At 60.5% G+C, this 20,431-nt stretch carries 9 protein-coding genes; 5 read left to right on the top strand and 4 right to left on the bottom strand.

The genetic code is table 11. From position 1 onward, the window contains the following. The first annotated feature begins 103 nt into the window (after nucleotides 1-103). A complete protein-coding gene (locus tag AWC27_RS02265; RefSeq protein ID WP_085668999.1) occupies nucleotides 104-532 on the top strand; it encodes an MmpS family transport accessory protein in 429 nt (142 codons plus the stop codon). After that, nucleotides 529-3,399 (top strand): MMPL/RND family transporter, encoded by a 2,871-nt coding sequence (locus AWC27_RS02270; protein ID WP_085669000.1) that lies wholly within the window; start codon nucleotides 529-531, stop codon nucleotides 3,397-3,399. The genes AWC27_RS02265 and AWC27_RS02270 overlap by 4 nt, the downstream gene beginning before the upstream one ends. Nucleotides 3,400-3,446: 47 nt before the next feature. Here the strand turns inward: AWC27_RS02270 and AWC27_RS02275 are convergent, their stop codons facing one another. The 3 genes from AWC27_RS02275 to AWC27_RS02285 all read right to left on the bottom strand — a co-directional run bounded on the left by AWC27_RS02275 (nucleotide 3,447) and on the right by AWC27_RS02285 (nucleotide 13,077). Next, a complete protein-coding gene (locus AWC27_RS02275; protein ID WP_169726691.1) occupies nucleotides 3,447-9,947 on the bottom strand; it encodes a non-ribosomal peptide synthetase in 6,501 nt (2,166 codons plus the stop codon). 115 nt (nucleotides 9,948-10,062) lie between these two features. Continuing rightward, the gene (locus tag AWC27_RS02280; RefSeq protein WP_085669002.1) at nucleotides 10,063-11,601 is read right to left on the bottom strand and encodes an amidase; all 1,539 of its coding nucleotides are present in this window, start codon (nucleotides 11,599-11,601) and stop codon (nucleotides 10,063-10,065) included. Nucleotides 11,602-11,727: 126 nt separating this feature from the next. Continuing rightward, nucleotides 11,728-13,077: an ATP-grasp domain-containing protein gene (locus AWC27_RS02285; protein ID WP_085669003.1), complete on the bottom strand. Its 1,350-nt coding sequence runs from the start codon at nucleotides 13,075-13,077 to the stop codon at nucleotides 11,728-11,730. 614 nt (nucleotides 13,078-13,691) lie between these two features. Between AWC27_RS02285 and AWC27_RS02290 the strand changes: the two genes are divergently transcribed. From AWC27_RS02290 to AWC27_RS02300, 3 genes are read left to right on the top strand one after another with little or no spacing between them, the layout of a single operon-like run. Continuing rightward, complete coding sequence (locus AWC27_RS02290) at nucleotides 13,692-14,822, top strand: radical SAM protein (RefSeq protein WP_085669087.1); 1,131 nt, start codon at nucleotides 13,692-13,694, stop codon at nucleotides 14,820-14,822. A gap of 56 nt (nucleotides 14,823-14,878) precedes the next feature. Continuing rightward, the gene (locus AWC27_RS02295) at nucleotides 14,879-15,535 is read left to right on the top strand and encodes a nitroreductase family protein (RefSeq protein WP_169726692.1); all 657 of its coding nucleotides are present in this window, start codon (nucleotides 14,879-14,881) and stop codon (nucleotides 15,533-15,535) included. Nucleotides 15,536-15,576: 41 nt separating this feature from the next. Further along, nucleotides 15,577-16,455 (top strand): aspartate carbamoyltransferase, encoded by an 879-nt coding sequence (locus AWC27_RS02300; protein WP_085669005.1) that lies wholly within the window; start codon nucleotides 15,577-15,579, stop codon nucleotides 16,453-16,455. Here AWC27_RS02300 and AWC27_RS02305 read toward each other — a convergent pair. Beyond that, nucleotides 16,440-20,405 carry a non-ribosomal peptide synthetase gene (locus AWC27_RS02305; RefSeq protein WP_139836716.1) on the bottom strand — a complete coding sequence of 1,322 codons (3,966 nt, stop codon included), beginning with the start codon at nucleotides 20,403-20,405 and terminating at the stop codon, nucleotides 16,440-16,442. The two genes, AWC27_RS02300 and AWC27_RS02305, sit on opposite strands and share 16 nt — an antisense overlap. Nucleotides 20,406-20,431 lie beyond the last annotated feature (26 nt).

Consider the following 20,431-nt stretch of genomic DNA (forward strand, 5'->3'; position numbering starts at 1 on the left):
ACCTGATGAAGGAATTCCCCGACCGCCGGCCCGGCCAGCGAGTAGTCAAGTCTTGCCAGCAGAAACAACTGAACGGGAGTTCGATGATCGGCTTAGGAGTTCGATGATCGGATTTGTCAGGCGGATGTGGGTGCCGATCGTGATGATCGTCGTTTTCGCGGTCGGGGCAGCCGTGGTGATGCGACTGCACGGAGTCTTCGGTTCACATCGATATGTTCCGGACGCCGGTAACGCCGACCCCATTGTGGCCTTCAACCCCAAATACGTTCGCTACGAGATCTTCGGGCCACCCGGAACGGTCACCACGATCAACTATCTAGACGCCGAGGCGCAGCCGCACCAGGTGGTCGGCGCGACGATACCGTGGTCGCTGACGATCGAAACCACACTGACCGCGGTAGTCGCCCACGTGGTGGCACAGGGTGACGGTGCGGCCCTGGGTTGCCGGATCACGGTCAATGGCGTGGTCCGTGCCGAGCGTTCGGTCGGTGCCCACAATGCCGCGAGCAGTTGCCTGGTGAAATCTGCATGAGGGTCGGCAAATCGGCCCAAGCCAGCACCCGCAACTCGCCTGTCGCACGGTTCATCCACCGGTGGTCGCTTCCGGTCGTGCTGCTATGGGTGGCGCTGACCATTGGCGCGAATCTGCTGGCGCCACAGTTGCAAACGGTCGCCGAAGAACACTCCGCGGCGTTGAGCCCCAACGATGCTCCGTCACTTATCGCCATGAAGCGCATCGGCAAAGATTTTCAGCAATTCGACTCCGACAACACCGCGATGGTTGTGCTGGAAGGCAAAGACAAACTCGGCGACGACGCGCACCACTTCTACGACACCTTGATCGCCGCGCTATCCCGCGACCGCACGCACGTCGAACACATCGACAACTTCTGGGGCGACAGGCTGACCGCCGCGGGTTCGCAGAGCGCTGACGGCAAGGCGGCATATGCGCAGCTGTATCTCGCCGGTGGCCAGGGCACCGCGCGGGCCCACGAGTCCGTCGCCGCGGTTCAGCACATCGTGGCAAGTGTGGTGGCGCCGCCGGGAATCAAGGCGTACGTGACCGGACCTGGTGCACTCGACGCCGATCAAGACACCTCCGGCAACCGGAGCCTGGAACGGCTCACCGCTGTCACGGTCGCCGTGATAGCGATCGTGCTTTTGATTGCCTACCGGTCACTTTCGACCGTTGTCGTCATGCTGCTGACGGTTGGGGTCGAACTCCTCGCGGCCCGCGGCGTCGTCGCCACCCTTGCCGTCCACAACATCGTCGGCCTGTCCACCTTCGCCATCAATGTGTTGACCACACTGACGATCGCGGCGTCGACGGACTACATCATCTTTCTCATCGGCCGCTATCAAGAGGCGCGCAGCACCGGACATGACCGAAACTTGGCCTATTACACAATGTTTCGCGGTACCAGCCATGTTGTCCTGGGCTCGGGGCTGACCGTTGCCGGCGCGATCTACTGCCTGAGCCTCACCAGGTTGCCCTACTTCCAGACGCTCGGAGCGCCGTGCTCGATCGGTCTGCTGGTGGTGATCCTGGCCTCGTTGACCCTGGCTCCGGCGATCATTGCCCTCGGCAGCAGGTTCGGTGTCTTCGAGCCCAAACACACGGCGACCACTCGGCATTGGCGGCGCATCGGCACCATGGTCGTGCGATGGCCCGGGCCGGTCCTGGTCGGCACGGCGCTGATCTCACTCATCGGACTGCTCGCCTTGCCCCAGTATCAAACCAGTTACAACGAACGCCATTACCTCCCGCAAAGCGCACCGTCCAACATCGGATACCTCGCCTCGGACCGCCACTTTCCAGCGGCCCGCATGGAACCGGAGGTGCTGATGATCGAAGCCGATCACGACCTGCGCAATCCGACGGACATGATGCTGCTGGACCGCATCGCCAAAGCCGTCTTCCACCTGCCCGGAATCGCCCGCGTACAGGGCATCACCCGACCGTTGGGATCGCCGATCGACCACAGCTCGATTCCGTTTCAGCTCAATATGCAAAGCGCGATGACAATCGAGAACATCGACTACCTCAAGAAGCGAATCGGCGACATGTACAGCATGATCGACGAGCTACAACACATGATCGACATCACCACGCGCCAGCAAGAGGTGGTCCGCGACCTCACCCACGCCACCCACGTCATGGATGCCCACACCCGACAGATGCGCGCCAACACCAACGAATTACGGGACCAGCTTGCCGAGTTCGACGACACCTGGCGACCGATCAGAAGCTACTTCTATTGGGAACAGCATTGTTTCGACATCCCGATCTGCTGGTCGCTGCGGTCGTTGTTCGACGCCGTCGACGGTGTCGACAAGCTCGCCGAGGACGTCGGCCATCTCACCGACGACGTCGACCGTCTCGATTCACTGCAGCCGCAATTGCTCGCCCTGCTGCCGCCGCTGATCACTACGATGCAGACCGTTAAAGGACTCGTGCAGACCACGGCGAGCACCCTCTCGGCGTTGGTCACCCAAATGGACGATATGACCCGCAACGCGACCGCAATGGGGCAAGCACTCGACGGTTCGAAAAACGACGACTCGTTTTTCCTGCCGCCCGAAGCCTTCGACAATCCCGACTTCAAACGCGGCCTGACGCTGTTCCTCTCACCCGATGGAAAATCGGCGCGCTTCATCATCACTCACAAGGGTGATCCCGCTACGGCCGAAGGCATCTCGCACATCGACCCGATCCTGCTGGCCGCCAGCGAGGCGGTCAAAGGAACACCATTGGCCGATGCCAATCTTTACCTCGCCGGCACCGCGTCAATCTATAAAGACATGCGCGAAGGCACCACCTACGATCTGCTGATCGCGGTCGTCGCGTCCCTGTGCCTGATCTTCATGGTCATGCTGGCGATCACTCGGAGCGTGGTCGCCGCCGCGGTCATCGTCGGTACGGTCACCCTGTCCCTGGGTTCAGCGTTCGGGATGTCGGTCCTTGTCTGGCAACACATCCTGCACATGCCGCTGCACTGGCTGGTGCTGCCAATGGCCGTCATCGTCATGCTGGCGGTCGGATCCGACTACAACCTGCTGCTGGTAGCCCGCTTCCAAGAGGAGATCAGCGCGGGCCTGCGAACCGGCATGATCCGGTCGATGGCCAGCACCGGCCGGGTGGTCACCATCGCCGGCCTGGTATTCGCCTTCACGATGGGCTCGATGGTGACCAGCGACCTTCGCGTCGTCGGCCAAGTCGGGACCACGATCATGATCGGGCTGCTGTTCGACACCCTCGTCGTGCGCTCATTCATGATGCCCGCGATCGCGGCCCTGCTCGGCCGCTGGTTCTGGTGGCCACGCCGAGTGCACACCCACGCGAGCCCACAGCCGGCACCGCAGCGCGTCGAGCAGGTACGTAGCGCACAGCCGGTCTAGTGGATTTCGAAATACATAAGGCCGCAGCAACTTCGTCCCTGAGTCACCTACGCCAGGAGTCCTGGCACAAAGCCGAGCAGCTGCAGATCAGTGGCGTACTTCGTGATGATGGGTGGCGTTATGTGTGGAATGTCCTTGTCCGGTCCTATTTTCGCGTCTAGCACCGCCGCGCGGAACCGGTCCGACGGCGTGGCCGAAGCCGCGCTCGGCCGCGCGGGCTGCTGAAAATTCGGCAACAACGGCAGCAGCGAATACCGGCGCTGGCGATCCGGTAATGCGCTCAGGCTGGCACTGAACCGGTTCAGCCAGTCCTCATAGTCATCGATCCGCTGGATGGGATAACCGGCATCGATGAGCCAGTCGACATACTCGTCCAGTCCGATTCCGTCGTCGTGCGAATTCACCACATGGAATGTCTGGAATCCGTCAACCGCTTGCACACCCAGCGTGGAGATCGCTTCCGCGACGAATTCCACCGGCAGCCCGTCGAAGTGGGCGGGCTGCCGGTGCCCATCGCGGTCAAGCCGATAGAACGAGCCGGGCGCGATACCGGTGATCAGCAGGCTGAGGACGAGCCTGGTGAGCGTGTCGGGCAGGTTGAGGAGCCCCGCGTATGTCGTGTCGGCGAGGATCATCCCGCAACGAAACACTGTTATCGGCAAGCCGCCCAGGTCGTTGGCTTGCCGCAGTAACACCTCGCTGGCCCACTTACTGGCTTCGTAGCCGTTGCCATAGCCATCATCGATTACCCGCGTCGAGCCGATGAGCCGGATATCGGCGTCCTCGGTGAACTGTGCCGGGGCAATCTGGTTGCCCACGCTGGCCGTCGACACGTAGATGTAGCGCTTGCGCTTTGTGGTCACCCCAAGCCGGATCAGCTCGGCGGTGCCAAAAGTGTTGGGGTCGAACAGTTGGCTGTAGGGCAGCGCGTGGTTGACCAGAGCCGCGCAGTCAACGATCGTGTCAACGGTGTCGGCCAGCCGCCGCCAGGTCTGGTGGTTCAAGCCCAGGTTGGGCTCGGCCTTGTCGCCCGCGATCACCTCGAGGTGCTGGGCAGCCAACCCCTGATAATGGTGCACTAGCAGTGGGTCGCCAGTGGCGAATCCCTTGTCGAGGCGGGCACGCGCCGCATCGTTGGATTCGGCCCGCACTAAGCAGATGAGCTTGCCGCCGGACAGACTTATGCGTGTCAGCCATTCCAGCGCCAGATAACGTCCGAGGAAACCCGTCGCCCCGGTCAGCAGTATTACCCGCGCCTGGGCCCTTGGACCGGGCAAGTTCGCGCCGGCGCAGAGCGTCGTGGCATCAATGAATTTGCCCAGTGTGAGGTCCCGGGCGTGCACCTCGGTGACCTCGCATCCGTGCACTGCCGCAAAGCTGGCCCGATTGGCGCCGGATCCCCCACTGGGCGCGCTCTGCAGCCGTTGACTCAAGCTCCGCACGGACGGCGCTTCGAAGAAGACGCGCGCGGTTAGGTCGGTGTTACACGCGGCGTTGATCGCGGCGATGGCCCGCATCGCGGAAAGCGAGTCGCCACCCAAGTCGAAAAACGAGTCGTCGATGCCGACCTGCTGCAGCGTGAGGACACGGGAAAAGATGCCGGCCAACGCTTTTTCCAGCGCCGTGCTCGGCGCCCGATAGATACCGGTGTCGCCGTAATTGGGCAGCGGCAACGCTTTGGTGTCGAGTTTGCCGTTTACGGTTAGCGGCAGTTGCTGCAACCTCACGATCGCCGTCGGCACCATATAGGGCGGCAGCCGCTCGGCTAGCTGGGCGCGCAGGCGGACCCTATCGGCTCCCCCGGTGACATAGCCGACCAACCGCTTCTGGCCATCAGCCTCCTCGCGGGCGATCACCACCGCTTGATCCACTTCATCCAGAGCCGCCAATGCCGCTTGGATCTCACCGAGTTCGACGCGGTACCCACGGATTTTCACCTGTTGGTCGGCGCGCCCCACGTAGTGCAGCTGGCCATCAGCGCACCACCGCACCAGGTCACCGCTGCGATACATCCGCACCCCGGCCGCGGATGGGCATGCCACAAATCGAGTCGCGGTCAAACCGGGCCGTCTTATATACCCACAAGCGACCCCCGCTCCCGCGATATACAACTCACCGACTACACCGGCGGGCACCGGGCGCAGCCACCTGTCGAGGACAAAGAACGACAAATTCAGCAGCGGTGCCCCGATCGGACTGACCGCGCGGTCTATGTCGTGATGATCGATCTCGCGAAACGAAGCGTGCACCGTGGTCTCGGTGATGCCAAACATATTGATAAGCCTGGGTAGTCCTGGGTGGTTCTCCCGCCAGACTCCTAAACGTTGAGGGTCAAGGGCTTCACCACCGAACACCACCGCATCAAGACGGAGCTGGCCTTTGCGCTCTCGATGTGTCGCATCGGCGGCCTGCAACGCATAGAACGCCGACGGAGTTTGGCTCAGCACGGTGACCCGCTCAGCGACCAGAAGAGCACGCAGATCCGCTGGGGACCGGGTCAGCGTCTCTGGTACCACGACCAGGCGTCCGCCGTGCAACAGCGCACCCCAGATCTCCCATACCGAGAAATCGAAGGAATGGGAGTGACATTGGCTCCACACCTGTGCAGGTTCAGGCCTGAACGAGGTCATCGACCCGAACAGTTGAGTGACGTTGCGGTGGGCGATGGCCACGCCTTTGGGTGTTCCAGTTGTACCGGAGGTGTAGATCAGGTAGGCGATGTGGTCGGGGTCGGGAAAGGCCAGTGCGGTGGTGGGGTAAGCGCTGATGGCAAGGTTGTCGATATCGATCAGGCGCAGGCCGTATCTGGCCAGTCGGGCACGCAGACCGGCATTGGTGATCACGGCCGTCGGCATGGCATCAGCAAGCATGAAGCCGATGCGGCTATCGGGGTGATGACTGTCAATGCAGAGATAGGCCGCTCCGGTCTTGAGCACCGCCAAGATCGCGATGATGGCCTGTGCAGAGCGTTCCAGCAGCAGCGCGACCACCGCACCGGCGCCGATCCCCTGCCGGGCCAGTAGCTGGGCCAGCCGGTTGCTGGCGTGGTCAAGCTCTCGATAAGTCCATGAGTGGCCTTGGTAGACCAGTGCAACCGCCTGCGGTGCGCGGGCCACCGCGCCGGCAAACAACTGCGGGATAGAGCTCTGCGCTTGCGCCGCAGAGGATCTCGGGGATGTGGGGGATTTCGGAGATGTCGGGGATTTCACCGCCTTGTGGTTCCCCCACCTTGCCAGTAGGGCATGCTCGGCGCGCGTGAGCAGATCGACGCCGGAGAGGCGCTGATCGGGATGGGCGACCATGCCTACCAACAGTTGCTGTAGCCGGGTGAGGAAGGTGGAGATGCTCGCGCGGTCGAACACATCGGTGCGAAACACCACGGTTGCGTTAATACCGTCGGGGACGCGGTCCGGGCTGAAACGCTCGGTGAGCGACAACGTCAGGTCCAAGTGAGCGCTGTGGGTGTTGAGCTGGATCGGCGTGACGTCCAAGTCACCGATTTTGCGCTGAGCGGGAGCAGTGTTCTGCCAGGCCAGCATTACTTGGATCAAGGGGTGATGGGCCAGCGAACGAGGCGGGTTGAGCCGTTCAACGAGGACTTCGAAGGGCAGGTCTTGATGGTCGAAGGCGTCAAGGCTGTGGTGGCGGATCTGGGCCAGCAATTGCGCAAAGCTGGGATCACCGCTGATCCGGGTTCGCAGCACCAAGGTGTTGACGAAAAAACCCACTAAATCCTCCAGGGCCGGATCGTTGCGCCCTGCGATGGGAAATCCCACGGCAACATCAGTGGTGTTGCTCAGTTTGCATAACAACACCGCTAGCGCGGTGTGAACCACCATGAAACTGCTGACCTGGTGGCGGCGGGCGAGCTGGTGGATCTGCTGCTGCAGCGTTGCGGGCCAGCACATTTCGATCAGGTCGCCGCGGTGATCTGCGACCGGTGGGTAGGGCCGGTCGGTGGGCAGCTGTAGTCGTGGCGGGAGACCGCCAAGCTTCTGCTGCCAATACCTAAGGTGGCCAGCGATCGGGCTATCCGGGTCGGCGGCACTACCCAGGTTCTCGTGCTGCCACAGCGTGTAGTCGCCGTACTGGATCGTCAGCGGTTCCCAATCCGGGGCCCGCCCAGCACACCGACTGGCGTAGGCCCTGCTCAGATCGGCGGTCAGCGGGGCGCTAGACCAGCCATCGGTAGCGATATGGTGGGTCACGATCAACAGCACATGGGTGTGACCGTCGAGCCGAAACAGTCGCGCTCGCAATGGGATCTGAGCAGCCAGATCGAAACTGCGCCGCGCTTCGGCGCTGATCGCCTCGTCCAGGACCTGGGGGCTCCAGCCCGAAGCATCGATAATCTGCCAACCGACATCGGCGTGCTCGACCGGCACCACGACTTGCTGTGGCACGCCTCCCACCGCGGGAAATATCGTGCGCAGGCTTTCGTGGCGGCCCACCACGTCGCCCACCGCAGCAGCCAAGGCGTCCGCGTCCAGCACACCATTCAGCCGAGCCGCCCACCCGCTGTTGTAAAGCGTTGACATCCCCTGCAACTGCTCGATGGACCACAACCGGCGCTGGGCGAACGACAACGGCAGCACCGCAGGACGCGAACCGGCTCGTAGCGGGCCGTAGCGGCGCGGTGAGCCGCCCAGCCGCGCCGCGAGCTCGGCGACTGTCGTCTCAAAGATCATCCGCACAGTTACGTCGGTGTCGAAAGTGGTGTTGATCGCGGCGACGGCGCGCATCGCGAGCAGTGAGTCGCCACCCAGATCGAAAAACGAATCGTCGATGCCGACCCGCGGCAATTTGAGGACCTGGGTGTAGATGCCGGCCAACACTTCTTCGGCAGCGGTGCTGGGAGCCAGGTAAACGCCGGTATCGCGGTATTGGGGATCCGGCAGCGCTGCGATGTCGAGTTCCCCACTGAGTGTCAGCGGCACCTGCGCGATGGCCATGATCGCAGCGGGCACCATATCCGCCGGCAGGTGCTGTGCCAGCTGCACGCGTAACCGCACCGGATCGGCGGTACCGGTGACATAACCCACCAAGCGCTGCTTGCCATGATCGTCGAAACGAGCGATCACTACCGCTTGATCAACCCCGTCAAGATCGGCCAGCGCCGCTTGAACTTGTTGCGGCTCAACCGCCCTGCCGGTGATGTGGATGAAGCCGCCGTCGTCGACCCAGCCGATGTCACCGGTATCGAGCCATCCGGCGAACAGCTTTCCTTTGCCGTCGAGGATGAATCCTGTTGTTTCGCAAGCTGTTACGTAGCCGGGAAATACCGTGGAGCCACTGATCGCCAGGTGACCAACCTCGCCGGCCGGCAAGTCGTGCCAGCGCCCGCCGCTGTCGACGTGAATCGCTTTGACCATCAGATACGGCAGCCGCTGCCCGACCGAGCCCGGGCGAGGGTGGTCGGGAAAGCTACGGACGCTGGCGCAGGTCGCCTCCGTTTGGCCATAACTTTCGAGCAGGGTCAGGCCGGTGCGCGATTCGAAATCCCGCCGGATTTCGTTCGCCAGTGCCGAGGTACCGGCGATCACCGTCCGCATGCTGCTGATGTCGGCGTCTACCGGGCATTGCGCCAACGCCCGGTAGACATTGGGGACTGCACTCATCACCGCAATTCGGTAGTGAGCCACAATCTTCCAAAAATCGGTATAGATGCCCGGGTCTCGGAAGCCGAGCGGTCCTGCCCACACCACTTGCTGGCCCCGCAGCATGGGCGTCAGTACAGCTGCGACGAATGCGACAACGTGACACAGTGGCAGGCCTGCGAAAACCACCGAGTCGTGGGCAAGCGAGCTGTCAGCAGCAAGCATCCACGCGTTTGTCACCTCGTTAGAGTGTGTATGGGCCGCCAGTTTCGAGGTCCCGGTTGTCCCCTTCGTGTGGAATATCGCCGCCAGATCCGTAGGTTCAGGCGGTTCGGCGAACAGGCGGGTATCCCCGTACCTCTTGGCTTGGTCGGTCATATAGTGCACCACCGCACCATCAAGATCAGACACGAAGCTGTGATCGCCCCCGGCTCCGGTCGGCCGCAGCACCAGCACCGTGTCGACGACACCATCGTTTGCGAGTTTGGTTGTCAGCCGCCAGCTGTTCTCGTCCAGGCTGGGACCGGCGGCGATCACAACACGAGCGCCCGATCCGCGGATCAGCGCGCAGGCGTGTTCATACGACAAAGCGCTGTTTATCGGCGCGGCGATACCGACGGCTTGGGCTGCCAAGGTTGCGGTGATCAGCTCATCGCAATTTGGTGACAGGAGCGCCACCGCACTTCGCCGATTTACGCCGCACGCCCGCAACATGTTTGCCGTGCGCGTCACATCGCTGAACAGCTGCTTGAATGTTCGTCGTTGGGGCTCCCGCCACTGGGCTGCCTCCCGCAGCACCGCGATCGCCGGCTTCGTTGGCCATAGGCTGGCGGCGCGGCTGAGTATCTCATACGTCGAACTCGGCAAGCCCCGCTCGGCCAATGGCACCGCCTCGATAGCTGTTAGGTCAGCAGGTTCGGCATAGCGCGGCCAGACGAGATGAGCGTTCACGTGCCACCAACTCCTTTTCGCTGACTTTGTCCAGCGCCAACACTGCGCGAGCGGCAAGGCCACGACCGATGATGGCGATGAGGGTCTGGAATAACGCCGTCTCCCAACACTTGCCCTATAGCGGCCTGGGAGGTCCACACCACATGTTCGGTGGGGTCGGAAACCCGCCGTAGAGCGACTCGAAGGCGTTGGCTACCCGAAGCACAGTCGCATCGTCGAACCGCCTGCCGATGATCATCATTCCGGTAGGCAATCCGTCCACCAACCCGGCGGGCACCGAGATCGCCGGGTGACCGGTGAGGTTCAGTGGTGCGGTATTGGCTACCGTATGCAGTGAAATATCCGAAATGCTATCTGCCGAACGCATTCTCGCGGTACGCGGAATGGTAGGCAGTACCAACACGTCGTATTGACGCAACGCCGCGTCATATGCGGCGCGTATGTACGGCAGCAGACTGCGCGCCTTCGCACAAGAGGTACCACCAAACGTTTTCGTACTGTAGTGCCCGCACAACACTGTCATCTTGATCATCGCCGATAGTTGTTGGGTTCTGGCCATGCGCTGACTTAGAAAGTGCGCCAGAAGCTCTGGCTCGTCGCCTTGATCGGCGCCGAGCCAATGACCGCTGCCGTTAAGCATCTGGTAGAAGCAATCGGTGAAGATAACGGCGAATACGTGCAGCGCTTTGCGATGCCAGGGCACGCTGATTTCGCCTACGGTGCAACCGATCTCGCTCAGCCGCAGTGCGGCGGCGCGGACCAGCCGGTCGACCTCTGGTCGAGAATCTGGTTGTCCAAAACCTTCAGCGAGGATACCTACCCGCATACCCGCCACGCCGCTGTCGAGCATCGACCGATAATCAATTACAGCAACATTATTCGGCTGGCGCAGATCCTTTCCATCGGCTCCGGCGAGAACCGTCAGCACCAACGCTGCGTCGGCGACGGTGCGGGTCATCGGACCGAGGTGATCGATAGTCGACTCGATAGTGACCGCGCCCGTGTAAGGGACCAACCCGTGGGTGGGCTTCAGCCCAACGATGCCGCAGAGCGACGCCGGCAGCCGGATCGATCCACCTTGGTCACCGCCCAGGGCGAAATCGACCGCACCAGATGCGACCAAGGCAGCGCTCCCACTAGAGGATCCGCCCGTTTCACGTGTGTGGTCCCATGGGTTACGAACCGGACCCGTAGCCGAGCTGCTACTCGAGGTCGAACCGCAAAAATTCTCACACACGCTTTTTCCGGCAATGGTCGCACCGGCGGCGAGCATGCGTTCGACAACGGTTGCATCCCGGTTCGGGATGAAACCAGCCAAGGCCTTCGACCCGTTGGTCATCGGAATTCCCGCTACCGCGATGTTGTCCTTGATAGCCACCCGTCTACCTGACAGCAAGCCCTCAGTCGCGGAACGGATTTCGGAGGTGACGCACCAAGCGTTGAGCGGGTCGTCGCCAGGCGGTGGAAATCGGTAGCTACGCCGAGCCGCCCGCGGTGGGCCGTAATCGTCATAGAGTTCATCGACCAGGTCGTATGACTGCAGCGTGTACTTCACGCCGGCAAGAAATTCCGTCCGGGCCCCGGCCTCGAGATCAAAGCCGAAATACTCTGCCGCAGCATCGATGTCCGCGGCCGAGGGTCTCACGACCGCCACTTAGACCTCGATCGTTGCCACACCGCAGGCTGGACACTCATACGCTCGACATTCATCAGGGGCTCGCACACCTTTCTAAATTTGACGACCACGGGCTGCAACGATGCGGGCACCGGCCCGGCCTCGTTACGCCCGAGCCATCGCAGCGCTGACTCCGGCATGAGATTTCAAATCTGTGAGAATGCGGTTGAAATCAGGAACCAATTCATATCCGCAGCGGGTAACAGCGCGATCGACCGTAAGCCGAGCGACTGTAGCGCATGGATCGGTGTCCAAAGCCGGGTGCGTCAATACGTCTGCACGAAGCAGATTTCCAGACGCTTCGAACGCATCGACCGTGTAGGTTGGATCTACCGCCGAAGCCGTGTCCCCTGTGTGATGGACCACGATTTGCGCGCGTGGAGGTGCGCCCGCCGAAATTTCCCACAACGATGGCTGGGCGGGTTTTTGGATACCGAGGAATGAAGCGATGTGTTCCAGAAGCAAGCATCCCAGTCCCATTTCCACGGCTATGTCGCAGGACAACCGAGTTGACCCCTGGAACCGCGGATTCACCTCAGAAAACAGCGGCACCCCGTTGTGTACCAGAAAGTCCACTCCGAACGCGCCCAAATATCCTTGGGACCGCAACCAGCCGCCAACAGCACGCACCGCCGACTCGATGTCTTCGATAGTCTCCCGACCTAAATCGGTGACCGCGGCAAAATCATTTCCACAGTACGCAAATTTGCGCGTAGTGCAACCTTTGATTCCAATCAACTGAATTGATGCCGGATGCACCGAGACCCCTTCTTGCCATACGACACCCGACACATTTACCGGTATGGCACCTTCGAGATATGGCGCAACGCTCACAAATGCTTCGCTAGCGGACGGCCACCGACGCTCGAGTTGCTCTTTGGATTCCACTAAATTAAAGCCCACTCCCCCGGTTGTTCTGCTGCGGCGCAGCATCACGGGCCCGTCGTAGAGCAGGCGATGGGCGCGGGTGAATTCAGAGTCGGCGATGTAATGCCACGGAACCCGGGGCACACCCAATTCGGCAATCGCACTTTCCACCCACGGCTTGTGTTCGAACGCTTGCTGAATCCCCGCGAACAGGCCCAGGTAGGCGGTATGTCCTTGCTTTGCAAAAGTAATCGCCGAAAGAAACTCGCTGGGTCGATAAGTGAGAATGGCCGAAGGCCCGGAGAGGGCCGTATAGATGGCATTTCTCAGCACATCGACCATCATGTCCTGCGGGTGATCGTCGACGCTGAACGTGTCAAGATCGACGCGCCTTCTCGACAGCTCCTCCAGGGACATAGCGGTCATGTGGTCGCTTGGGCTGTAAGCATTGATGACGGAGAAAACCGCCGAGAGCTGCGGGAGCTCGGCCACGGATTGAACATCGTCGCCGCGAGTCCCGAACCATACCAGCCGGCGATCGGCGAGCTTGGCAACGATCTTGTCAATTAAGCGAGCGCGATCAGTCATTTCGACACCACCGATAACCAGATTGGCCGGACAAGGGATACCTCTCCTCGCAGGGGCAGGATGGAAAAACGCTGATGCGATCGTCCAAGACGTAACCGCTGTCGGGTGACGTGTGAATGCGATCGCGGTGCCACATCGTCCCACCCATGATGACGCAACACACAATGCATGACGACTGACGTATATATACGTCTCGCGTTATTATCGACCGGCAGTTGAACCATTCCTCGAACCAGGTGTTCACCTCCGCCTTACGACACCGAAACATGGCGTGGGTATTTGTTTCAGACTTGTGAACGATGAATGGTGACATACCATAGGCTGACATGTGTTGAGCTGCTGATCTATCCAGCGAAATGCCGGTGAATTGCCAGTGGACTTTCAGACGCAATAGACCCTCCGCGGTGAGCACGAAGGTACAGTAACCGCTAGGCTGCGCATCGTGCCACACGACGAATTGAGCCGGGCCGTTGTTCACGGAACGGAACCCACGCCTTGCTTCTACCGCAGACAGCGCTGTGTAAGAAGATCCGCCACCATAAGGCCGGCGCCTGTCTCGCGTATGCAGTTTCGGCGTACGAGATCATGAAAAGAAGGCGATGATAAATTCTAGGGTGATTTCACTAACCGAAGCCGAACGTCTCAAATTTCACCTTTTACAATCTGGCATCCAGATCACGGCCGAGGCTGCGGAATACATTCGATCGCACAACGGTGACCGCCCGCTGACACCGGCGGATTATCCGTCGACATCGGGTATCGTTTTGGTCCTGGAAGGTGATGTGTGGGTCAACGCGCCGATCGAGGAATACAATCCGAATTTCGTCAGCAACAGCATTTTCCAGCTATGTGTTGACAGTGAGGGCTTGTGGGTTGATGGCGACGGATTCTCGTCGCGCGCAAAATTTTGGATGCCGCCCCAATTCCATGGACAGACCAACAGCGAGGGGATTGCCTACAGCAGCCTAGGCTTCACACATACCGACCGCGTGAGAATCTCCCCGATTAGCGGTTGTGCGTTCACATGCAAATTCTGCGATATTCCGTATGAGTTCCGGTATCGAGCCAACGACGTCAACCGACTAATTGAGCTGGTTCAGGTCGCCCTTGCTGATCCACTGCAGCCGGCTAGCCATGTTCTGATATCCGGCGGAACACCGCGTCCGGAGCATTACGGCTACATGCGCGCCCTGTATGAGCTTGCCGCTGCTCAATTCCCTGATGTCCCAATAGACATCATGATGGTGCCGGTCGGCGACGTCATGGATCCGTTGTGGCTCGACGAGATCGGGATCAACGAAATCAGTGTCAACCTCGAGGTCTGGAGCGACGACCTGGCCCGCCGGCTCATGCCGCGCAAGCACAAACAGGGTAGGACCCACTACCTGGAATATCTGGCCAACGCGGCGTCGGTGCTCGGCGGACACCGGGTCCGGTCGATGTTCATGCTGGGTATCGAACCACTGGAGTCAACACTGGAAGGCATCACTGAGATCGCCAGCCGCGGCTGTACACCGGTGCTCAGTCCGTTCCGGCCTGACCCAGCCACCCCGATGAGAGACTGGACGGTGCCCTCCGCCGAATTCATGCTCGATGCGTATTTGGCGGCTCGCGAGATCACGCAGCACTATGGTGTCGCGCTGGGACCCAGCTGCGTTCCATGTACCCACAACACTCTCACGCTACCGTCGACCCATCGAAACGGTGACGCTGAAATTCACCATGGGCATCCCCGCCTAATTTAACTCGACATTCCAGATAGTTTTAATGGGAAATCTTTCGCAAGAAGGGAGCCATTTTCGTGCCGTTGACCGATACGACTGCGAAAGAGTTCATCGACTTAATACTGAGGCGGCGCAGCATAAGGGAAACATTCACGAGCGAACCGGTACCGGCACCAGACCTGGTCCGCATCGTAGAGTGTGGACTTGCCGCGCCCTCCTCAAAGAATGCTCAACCTTGGCGCTTCCACATTGTGCAGGACCGAGTTCTGCTCGACTCGATCGCCGACTACGTCCAGGAAGCTAAGGGGGCGAGCGTATACGGCCCTCAACCTCATATATCGACCGGATTACCTCGCAAGTACTTCCCCAGCACAGTTATAGAATCGGTCGAGATTCTTCGTATAGCACCGGTTGGCATATTCGTCGAAAATCGCGGTGTGTTCAGCGGCCGGAAAAGGCAGTTGGCTTCGACAGGTACCAGCGTTAAAGCGATCACAGGGTATGGCAGTGAAATGCTGGGCATCGGTGCTGCTGTGGAAAATATGTGGCTTGCGGCAAATGCCCTGGGTCTCGGAGCTGTTTTTATGGCCGATGTGCTGGTGGCGGAAGACGCTATCAAACGAAAATTGGGCATCGGGGGCGACCTGGTAGGCGTTCTTAGTCTGGGACCGCACGACGGTGCGGGCCGGCCGTCAATGGGCGCGCGGCTCGAGGATCTGACCATCTGGCGCTGACGCGATTCCAATGCAGTCCGAACTGAAAGGCCGTAGGCTAGATGGGTAGCAACGGCGTTCGCCACTTGCTCGACATTAACGACCTCACCGAGGATGACATCGACTGGGTCATTTCTGGCCCGCATTCTTGCCGCGGGGATGTTGCGGGCTCGATTATCGGCTTAATTTTCCTGGAAAGCTCGTTGCGCACTCATTTCGGCTTCGCGGCGGCGGCAACTCGTTTGGGCGTCTCTCCGCTTTCCGTAACCGAATTGCGACACGGTCCGGGGATGCCGATTGCCGAATCCGTGGCTGACACGCTTCGAGCCATCGGGGGTATGGCCGACTTGGTAGTGATCCGGCCGGGCGAGCCCCTCGACCGCGACAATATTCATGCGACGAGTCCGGTGCCGGTAATAAACGGGGGGGATCCCGGCGGTGAACACCCCACCCAAGCTCTCATAGATTTCGTTGCGATGCAGAAGTTCGTCGGACCCATTCAGGAAATCCGGGTGGGGATCTGCGGCGACTTGACGATGCGAGCCTCGCGGTCGCTGCTTCATCTACTCAACCGGCGCCCGCCACGCTCATTGCGACTGATCGCGCCATATTCGCGGTCAAACCACGGCATCGCTTTTCGCGCGGAATTAAATCGTTGCCTAACGCTCACCGAAGTGCCGGATTTTTCAGATCTCGATGCGTTGATCATCACTGGCATCACACCGTTGACCGACGGTGACAGGTCTGATTACACGCTAACGAAGCAGTCTGCCGAGTCGCTACCGCCACATGCGGTAGTCCTGTCACCGATGCCGATAATCGACGACATATCGAGCGAGATGCTCCGCGATCGGCGGGTGAGAGTGTATGACCAGAGCGACCTCGGCGTCTCGGTGCGGATGTCTGTCCTACAGCTACTGCTCAATCAGTCACGACGATGAGGTACGGCCTTGGCGGTGGACGCGGCTTCTGCGCGTGATATTAAGTAGGACGCTAGTTGGTCACTGAATAAGTCGAGCGATTCCCTGGTCAGCATAGTGTTATGCGTACAGCCGACAGGATATTCGCTGATATCGCCCCCGACGTATGGCTGCCAGATTCGGGCCAATGGCGCACTCCCATCGTCACCCGTCGCCGAGAAGATAACCATGTCGCCATCAAATACTTCCGGCACGTGCCGTGATAATAACGACCCATTGGTATTGATGTTCTTGACTACGGTTCCGAGAATCGACCTGGGCGGAAGTATGGAGTCCACCGCAGTGCGCTGGCTAACCAACTCCGCGGCCGTTTGATAGGTAAGGGGCAGAACGCGTTGCGGTACGTCGATGCCAGCGGATGTCAAAAAATACTCGAGGACATCACTTTCGGAGAACACACTTGTACTGTTCGAGGCACGATCGTCCTTGCGGGTCGAGTTGGGCAGCAACGGGTCGAGAACCAGCAGGCGCCGCACCAGACGACCACGCCGCCGCAGCTCAACTGCAAGCTGATGGGCGATGACCCCGCCGATTGACCACCCTAGAAGATCATATGGGCCGTCCGGGTGAAGCCCCTGAATTGTGTCCGCATAGATCTGCGCCACGTCGCGGATTGATCGAGGCGCAGACCTTCCGTCTGGCTGCACTTGTTGGATGCCGATGATTGGACGGTCAACATACGGGCCCAGGGCTCGATATGGCCAACTAAGCCCTCCCCCCGGCGGAAGACAAAATAGGGGGACCCCTGCGCCCTTCTTTAGTAACTCGACGGGAACGATTTCGACTGCATTCTCCCGGGTACCAATTCGGCAGGACAGACTTGCAATGGTTGGCGTGTCGAATAGGGCACGCACCGTAAGCTCACTATCCAGCCTCGTGTTGATCGCGGCGACGACATGCATTGCCAAGATGCTGTCTCCGCCCAGGTCGAAAAACGAATCGCCGACACTGACCCGCTCGAGCCCTAAAACTTCTGCGTAGATGTCAGCCAGGACCTGCTCGACAGGGCTAGCCGGGGCCTGATACTCAGCAACGCAGTACTCCGGCACCGGTAGGGAGCTGGTATCGAGTTTGCCGTTGACGGTCAACGGCAGCTCCGCCAGCCTAACGATTGCGGTCGGGACCAGGTACCGCGGCAGCTGCTCGGTTAGCTGTGCGCGCAGGACGGCCTCCTCGGCCCCCCCGGTGACATAGCCCACCAACCGTTTGTCGCCGGGGCGGTCCTCACGCACGATGACAACCGCCTGATCCACCCCATCCAGTCCGGCTAGCGCCGCTTGCACTTCGCCGAGTTCGATGCGATATCCACGGATCTTGACCTGTTCGTCAGCGCGTCCCACCCATGTCAGCTGGCCATCGGCACGCCAGCACACGAGGTCCCCACTGCGATACATCCGCACCCCAGCCGCATCCGGGCAGGCCACAAACCGCGACGCGGTCAGTCCCGATCGGCCCCAGTACCCGCAGCCGACGCCGGCACCCGCGATGTACAACTCACCGACAACGCCGACAGGCACCGGGCGCAGCCATTCGTCAAGCACAAAAAGCGCCGCACTCGACACCGGCGACCCGATCGGCGGCGCCCCGGACCCCGCCTGCAAGGGCGCGCTCTTGGCCAACCACATCGTCGTCTCGGTTGGGCCGTAGACGTTAACCATCCGCCGCCCAGGCGCCCATCGATCAACGAGTTCCCGTGGGCACGGCTCGGCACCGATCACGAGCGTCGCCGACTCTAATCCCTCTGGGCATAACACTCGCAGGGCGGAAGGCGTCTGGGTAAGTACCGTGACCCGTTCGTTGATCAGTAAGGCATGGAACTCTTTCGCCGAACCGATCACCCGATCGGGCACCACCACCAGCCGCCCGCCGTGGAGCAGCGCACCCCAGATCTCCCATACCGAGAAGTCGAATGCATACGAATGAAACTGCGTCCAAACTTGTTTCGGCGTTAGCTCGCCGCCGATCTTCAGCGAGTCGAACAGCTGGGTGACGTTGCGCTGGGTAACCGCCACCCCCTTCGGCACCCCGGTAGTGCCGGAGGTGTAGATGATGTGGGCGATGTTGTCCGCGGCTGGCTCCGGCAACCCGTGGCTGGGTTGGTTGTTGGTCGCCGGGTCATCGACGTCGATAACCCGCAGGTTGTATCCGTCGACTCGGCTCTTCAGCCTGGCGGTAGTGATTACCGCTGCCGGGTTAGCGTCACTGATCACGAACTCGATGCGAGTGTCGGGGTGCGCAGGATCGATCGGCAAATAAGCCGCACCGGCCTTAAGTATTGCCAAGATCGCAATAATGGCCCGCGCGGAGCGTTCGATTAGCAGCCCCACCACCTCCCCGGGGCCTATCCCGTAATTGGCGAGTAGGTGAGCGAGCTGATTAGCGGCCTGGTCCAGTTCCCGGTAGGTCACCGATTGCCCTTCGCACACCAGCGCCACTGCTTCTGGCGTGGCCGCTACCTGAGCTGCAAACAGTGCCGGAACCGACGCCGGCGCCGATCGCGACGTAGCGCTCGGCGCTGCCTGGTTACCCCACGTCCGCAAGCGAGCGCGCTCGGCCCCGTGAAGCAGATCTACCGACGACAACCGCCGACCCGGATCATCGGCCATCGCCACCAGGATTTGCGATAGTCGCTTCGCAAAGTCAGCGGCGCCAAAATTAGAAAACGGTTCGCCAGCCCCTACAGTGCTCAAAAGGAGCTGATCACCGTCCATTGTCGAAAACAGGCCGAAGTAATTTACGCGTCCATAATTCGTGCCCACCGCGGATACCGGAGCATCACCGAAGGGAGTCACAGTCGCCCGTGGTAAGAAATTTACGCTCACCCTACGAGCGGTCGCTCCCGGGGCGCGTAACTCGCCTTCATCCGCTGAACTGCGTACCGGAAACCGCTGGTGTCGCAGAGCCTCTTGTATTCGCACCTCAACATGTCCGCAAAAATCTGTGAATGCAGTATCCGGCGCCACCTGTAACACCAGCGGCACAACGCCGCTAACCATTCCCGGAAGAGTCTTCAACTCAGGAGTCGTTCGCCTATTGACCGGGAAATCCAGCACCACCTCCGAACTGCCTGCATCCCAACTACGCACTAGCAGTGCACATGCTGCGGTGAAGACTGTCGATTGCCGCATGCCCAGACGTTTGGCCAGTTGTTGGGTTTGGCGGACAACATCGTGTTCGAACTGAACCGGAGCGGAAGGCGTGCAGAAGTCACTCCCTTTCTCGGCCTGCTGTAACTGATAATCCGGCACTCTCACGGCACGTAGGATCGCATCCCAATAATCGCGGTCTTCGCGATAATGTGTGGATTTTTCGTATTCTAGCTCGCAGCGAACGAGGGCCTGTAACGATCCGAAGAATGGGGGCGGAAGCGGCATCCGTGAAACCATCGCAGAGTAAACAGCTGCGATTCGATTGACGACAATCATTATGCCGAAGCCATCGAGGACCATATGATGTACGCACAAGAACAGATAGAATTCATCCTGTCGCGTTTGGAACAAAGCGAATTTGAGCAACGGACCGGCCAACGGCATCGGCGTGCGTTGTATCAAGGTGGCTAGCCGGTAGGCCTGCTGCACCGGATCCGTCGAACCGGTCAGGTCATGGACGGGTACCGCAAGATCCCCGCAATCGATGACCTCTTGGTAAAGCTTGCCATCGAGCACCCGAAATCCGACCCTTATTGGTTCGGCTTCAGACACCACACGGCGAATGGCTTGCTCAAGCAAATTGGGTTCTATCTTGCCGCTGATGATGAACATCATGCCGAGCTGCCATTCGATCGGCGAGCGGTGCAATTCCTGCAGAAGCCAGACGTCTAACTGCGCCCGAGTTGCAGGAAGCGTTTGCCCGCCAGGTCCTATCTGAGCACCGCCCGTCGTTGTGTTCTCGCCGCAGGGATTGATGCTCACCGATCTCCCCAATCATCGATGTTCGC

Origin of the sequence: Mycobacterium szulgai, from assembly GCF_002116635.1 — a bacterium.
Classification (GTDB): Bacteria; Actinomycetota; Actinomycetes; order Mycobacteriales; family Mycobacteriaceae; genus Mycobacterium; species Mycobacterium szulgai.

Bases quoted from the DNA above. Each gene is read 5' to 3' on its own strand.
- AWC27_RS02300 (WP_085669005.1), top strand. From the start codon at position 15,577: ATGGGTAGCAACGGCGTTCGCCACTTGCTCGACATTAACGACCTCACC.
- AWC27_RS02285 (WP_085669003.1), bottom strand. From the start codon at position 13,077: ATGACTGATCGCGCTCGCTTAATTGACAAGATCGTTGCCAAGCTCGCC.
- AWC27_RS02270 (WP_085669000.1), top strand. From the start codon at position 529: ATGAGGGTCGGCAAATCGGCCCAAGCCAGCACCCGCAACTCGCCTGTC.
- AWC27_RS02265 (WP_085668999.1), top strand. From the start codon at position 104: ATGATCGGATTTGTCAGGCGGATGTGGGTGCCGATCGTGATGATCGTC.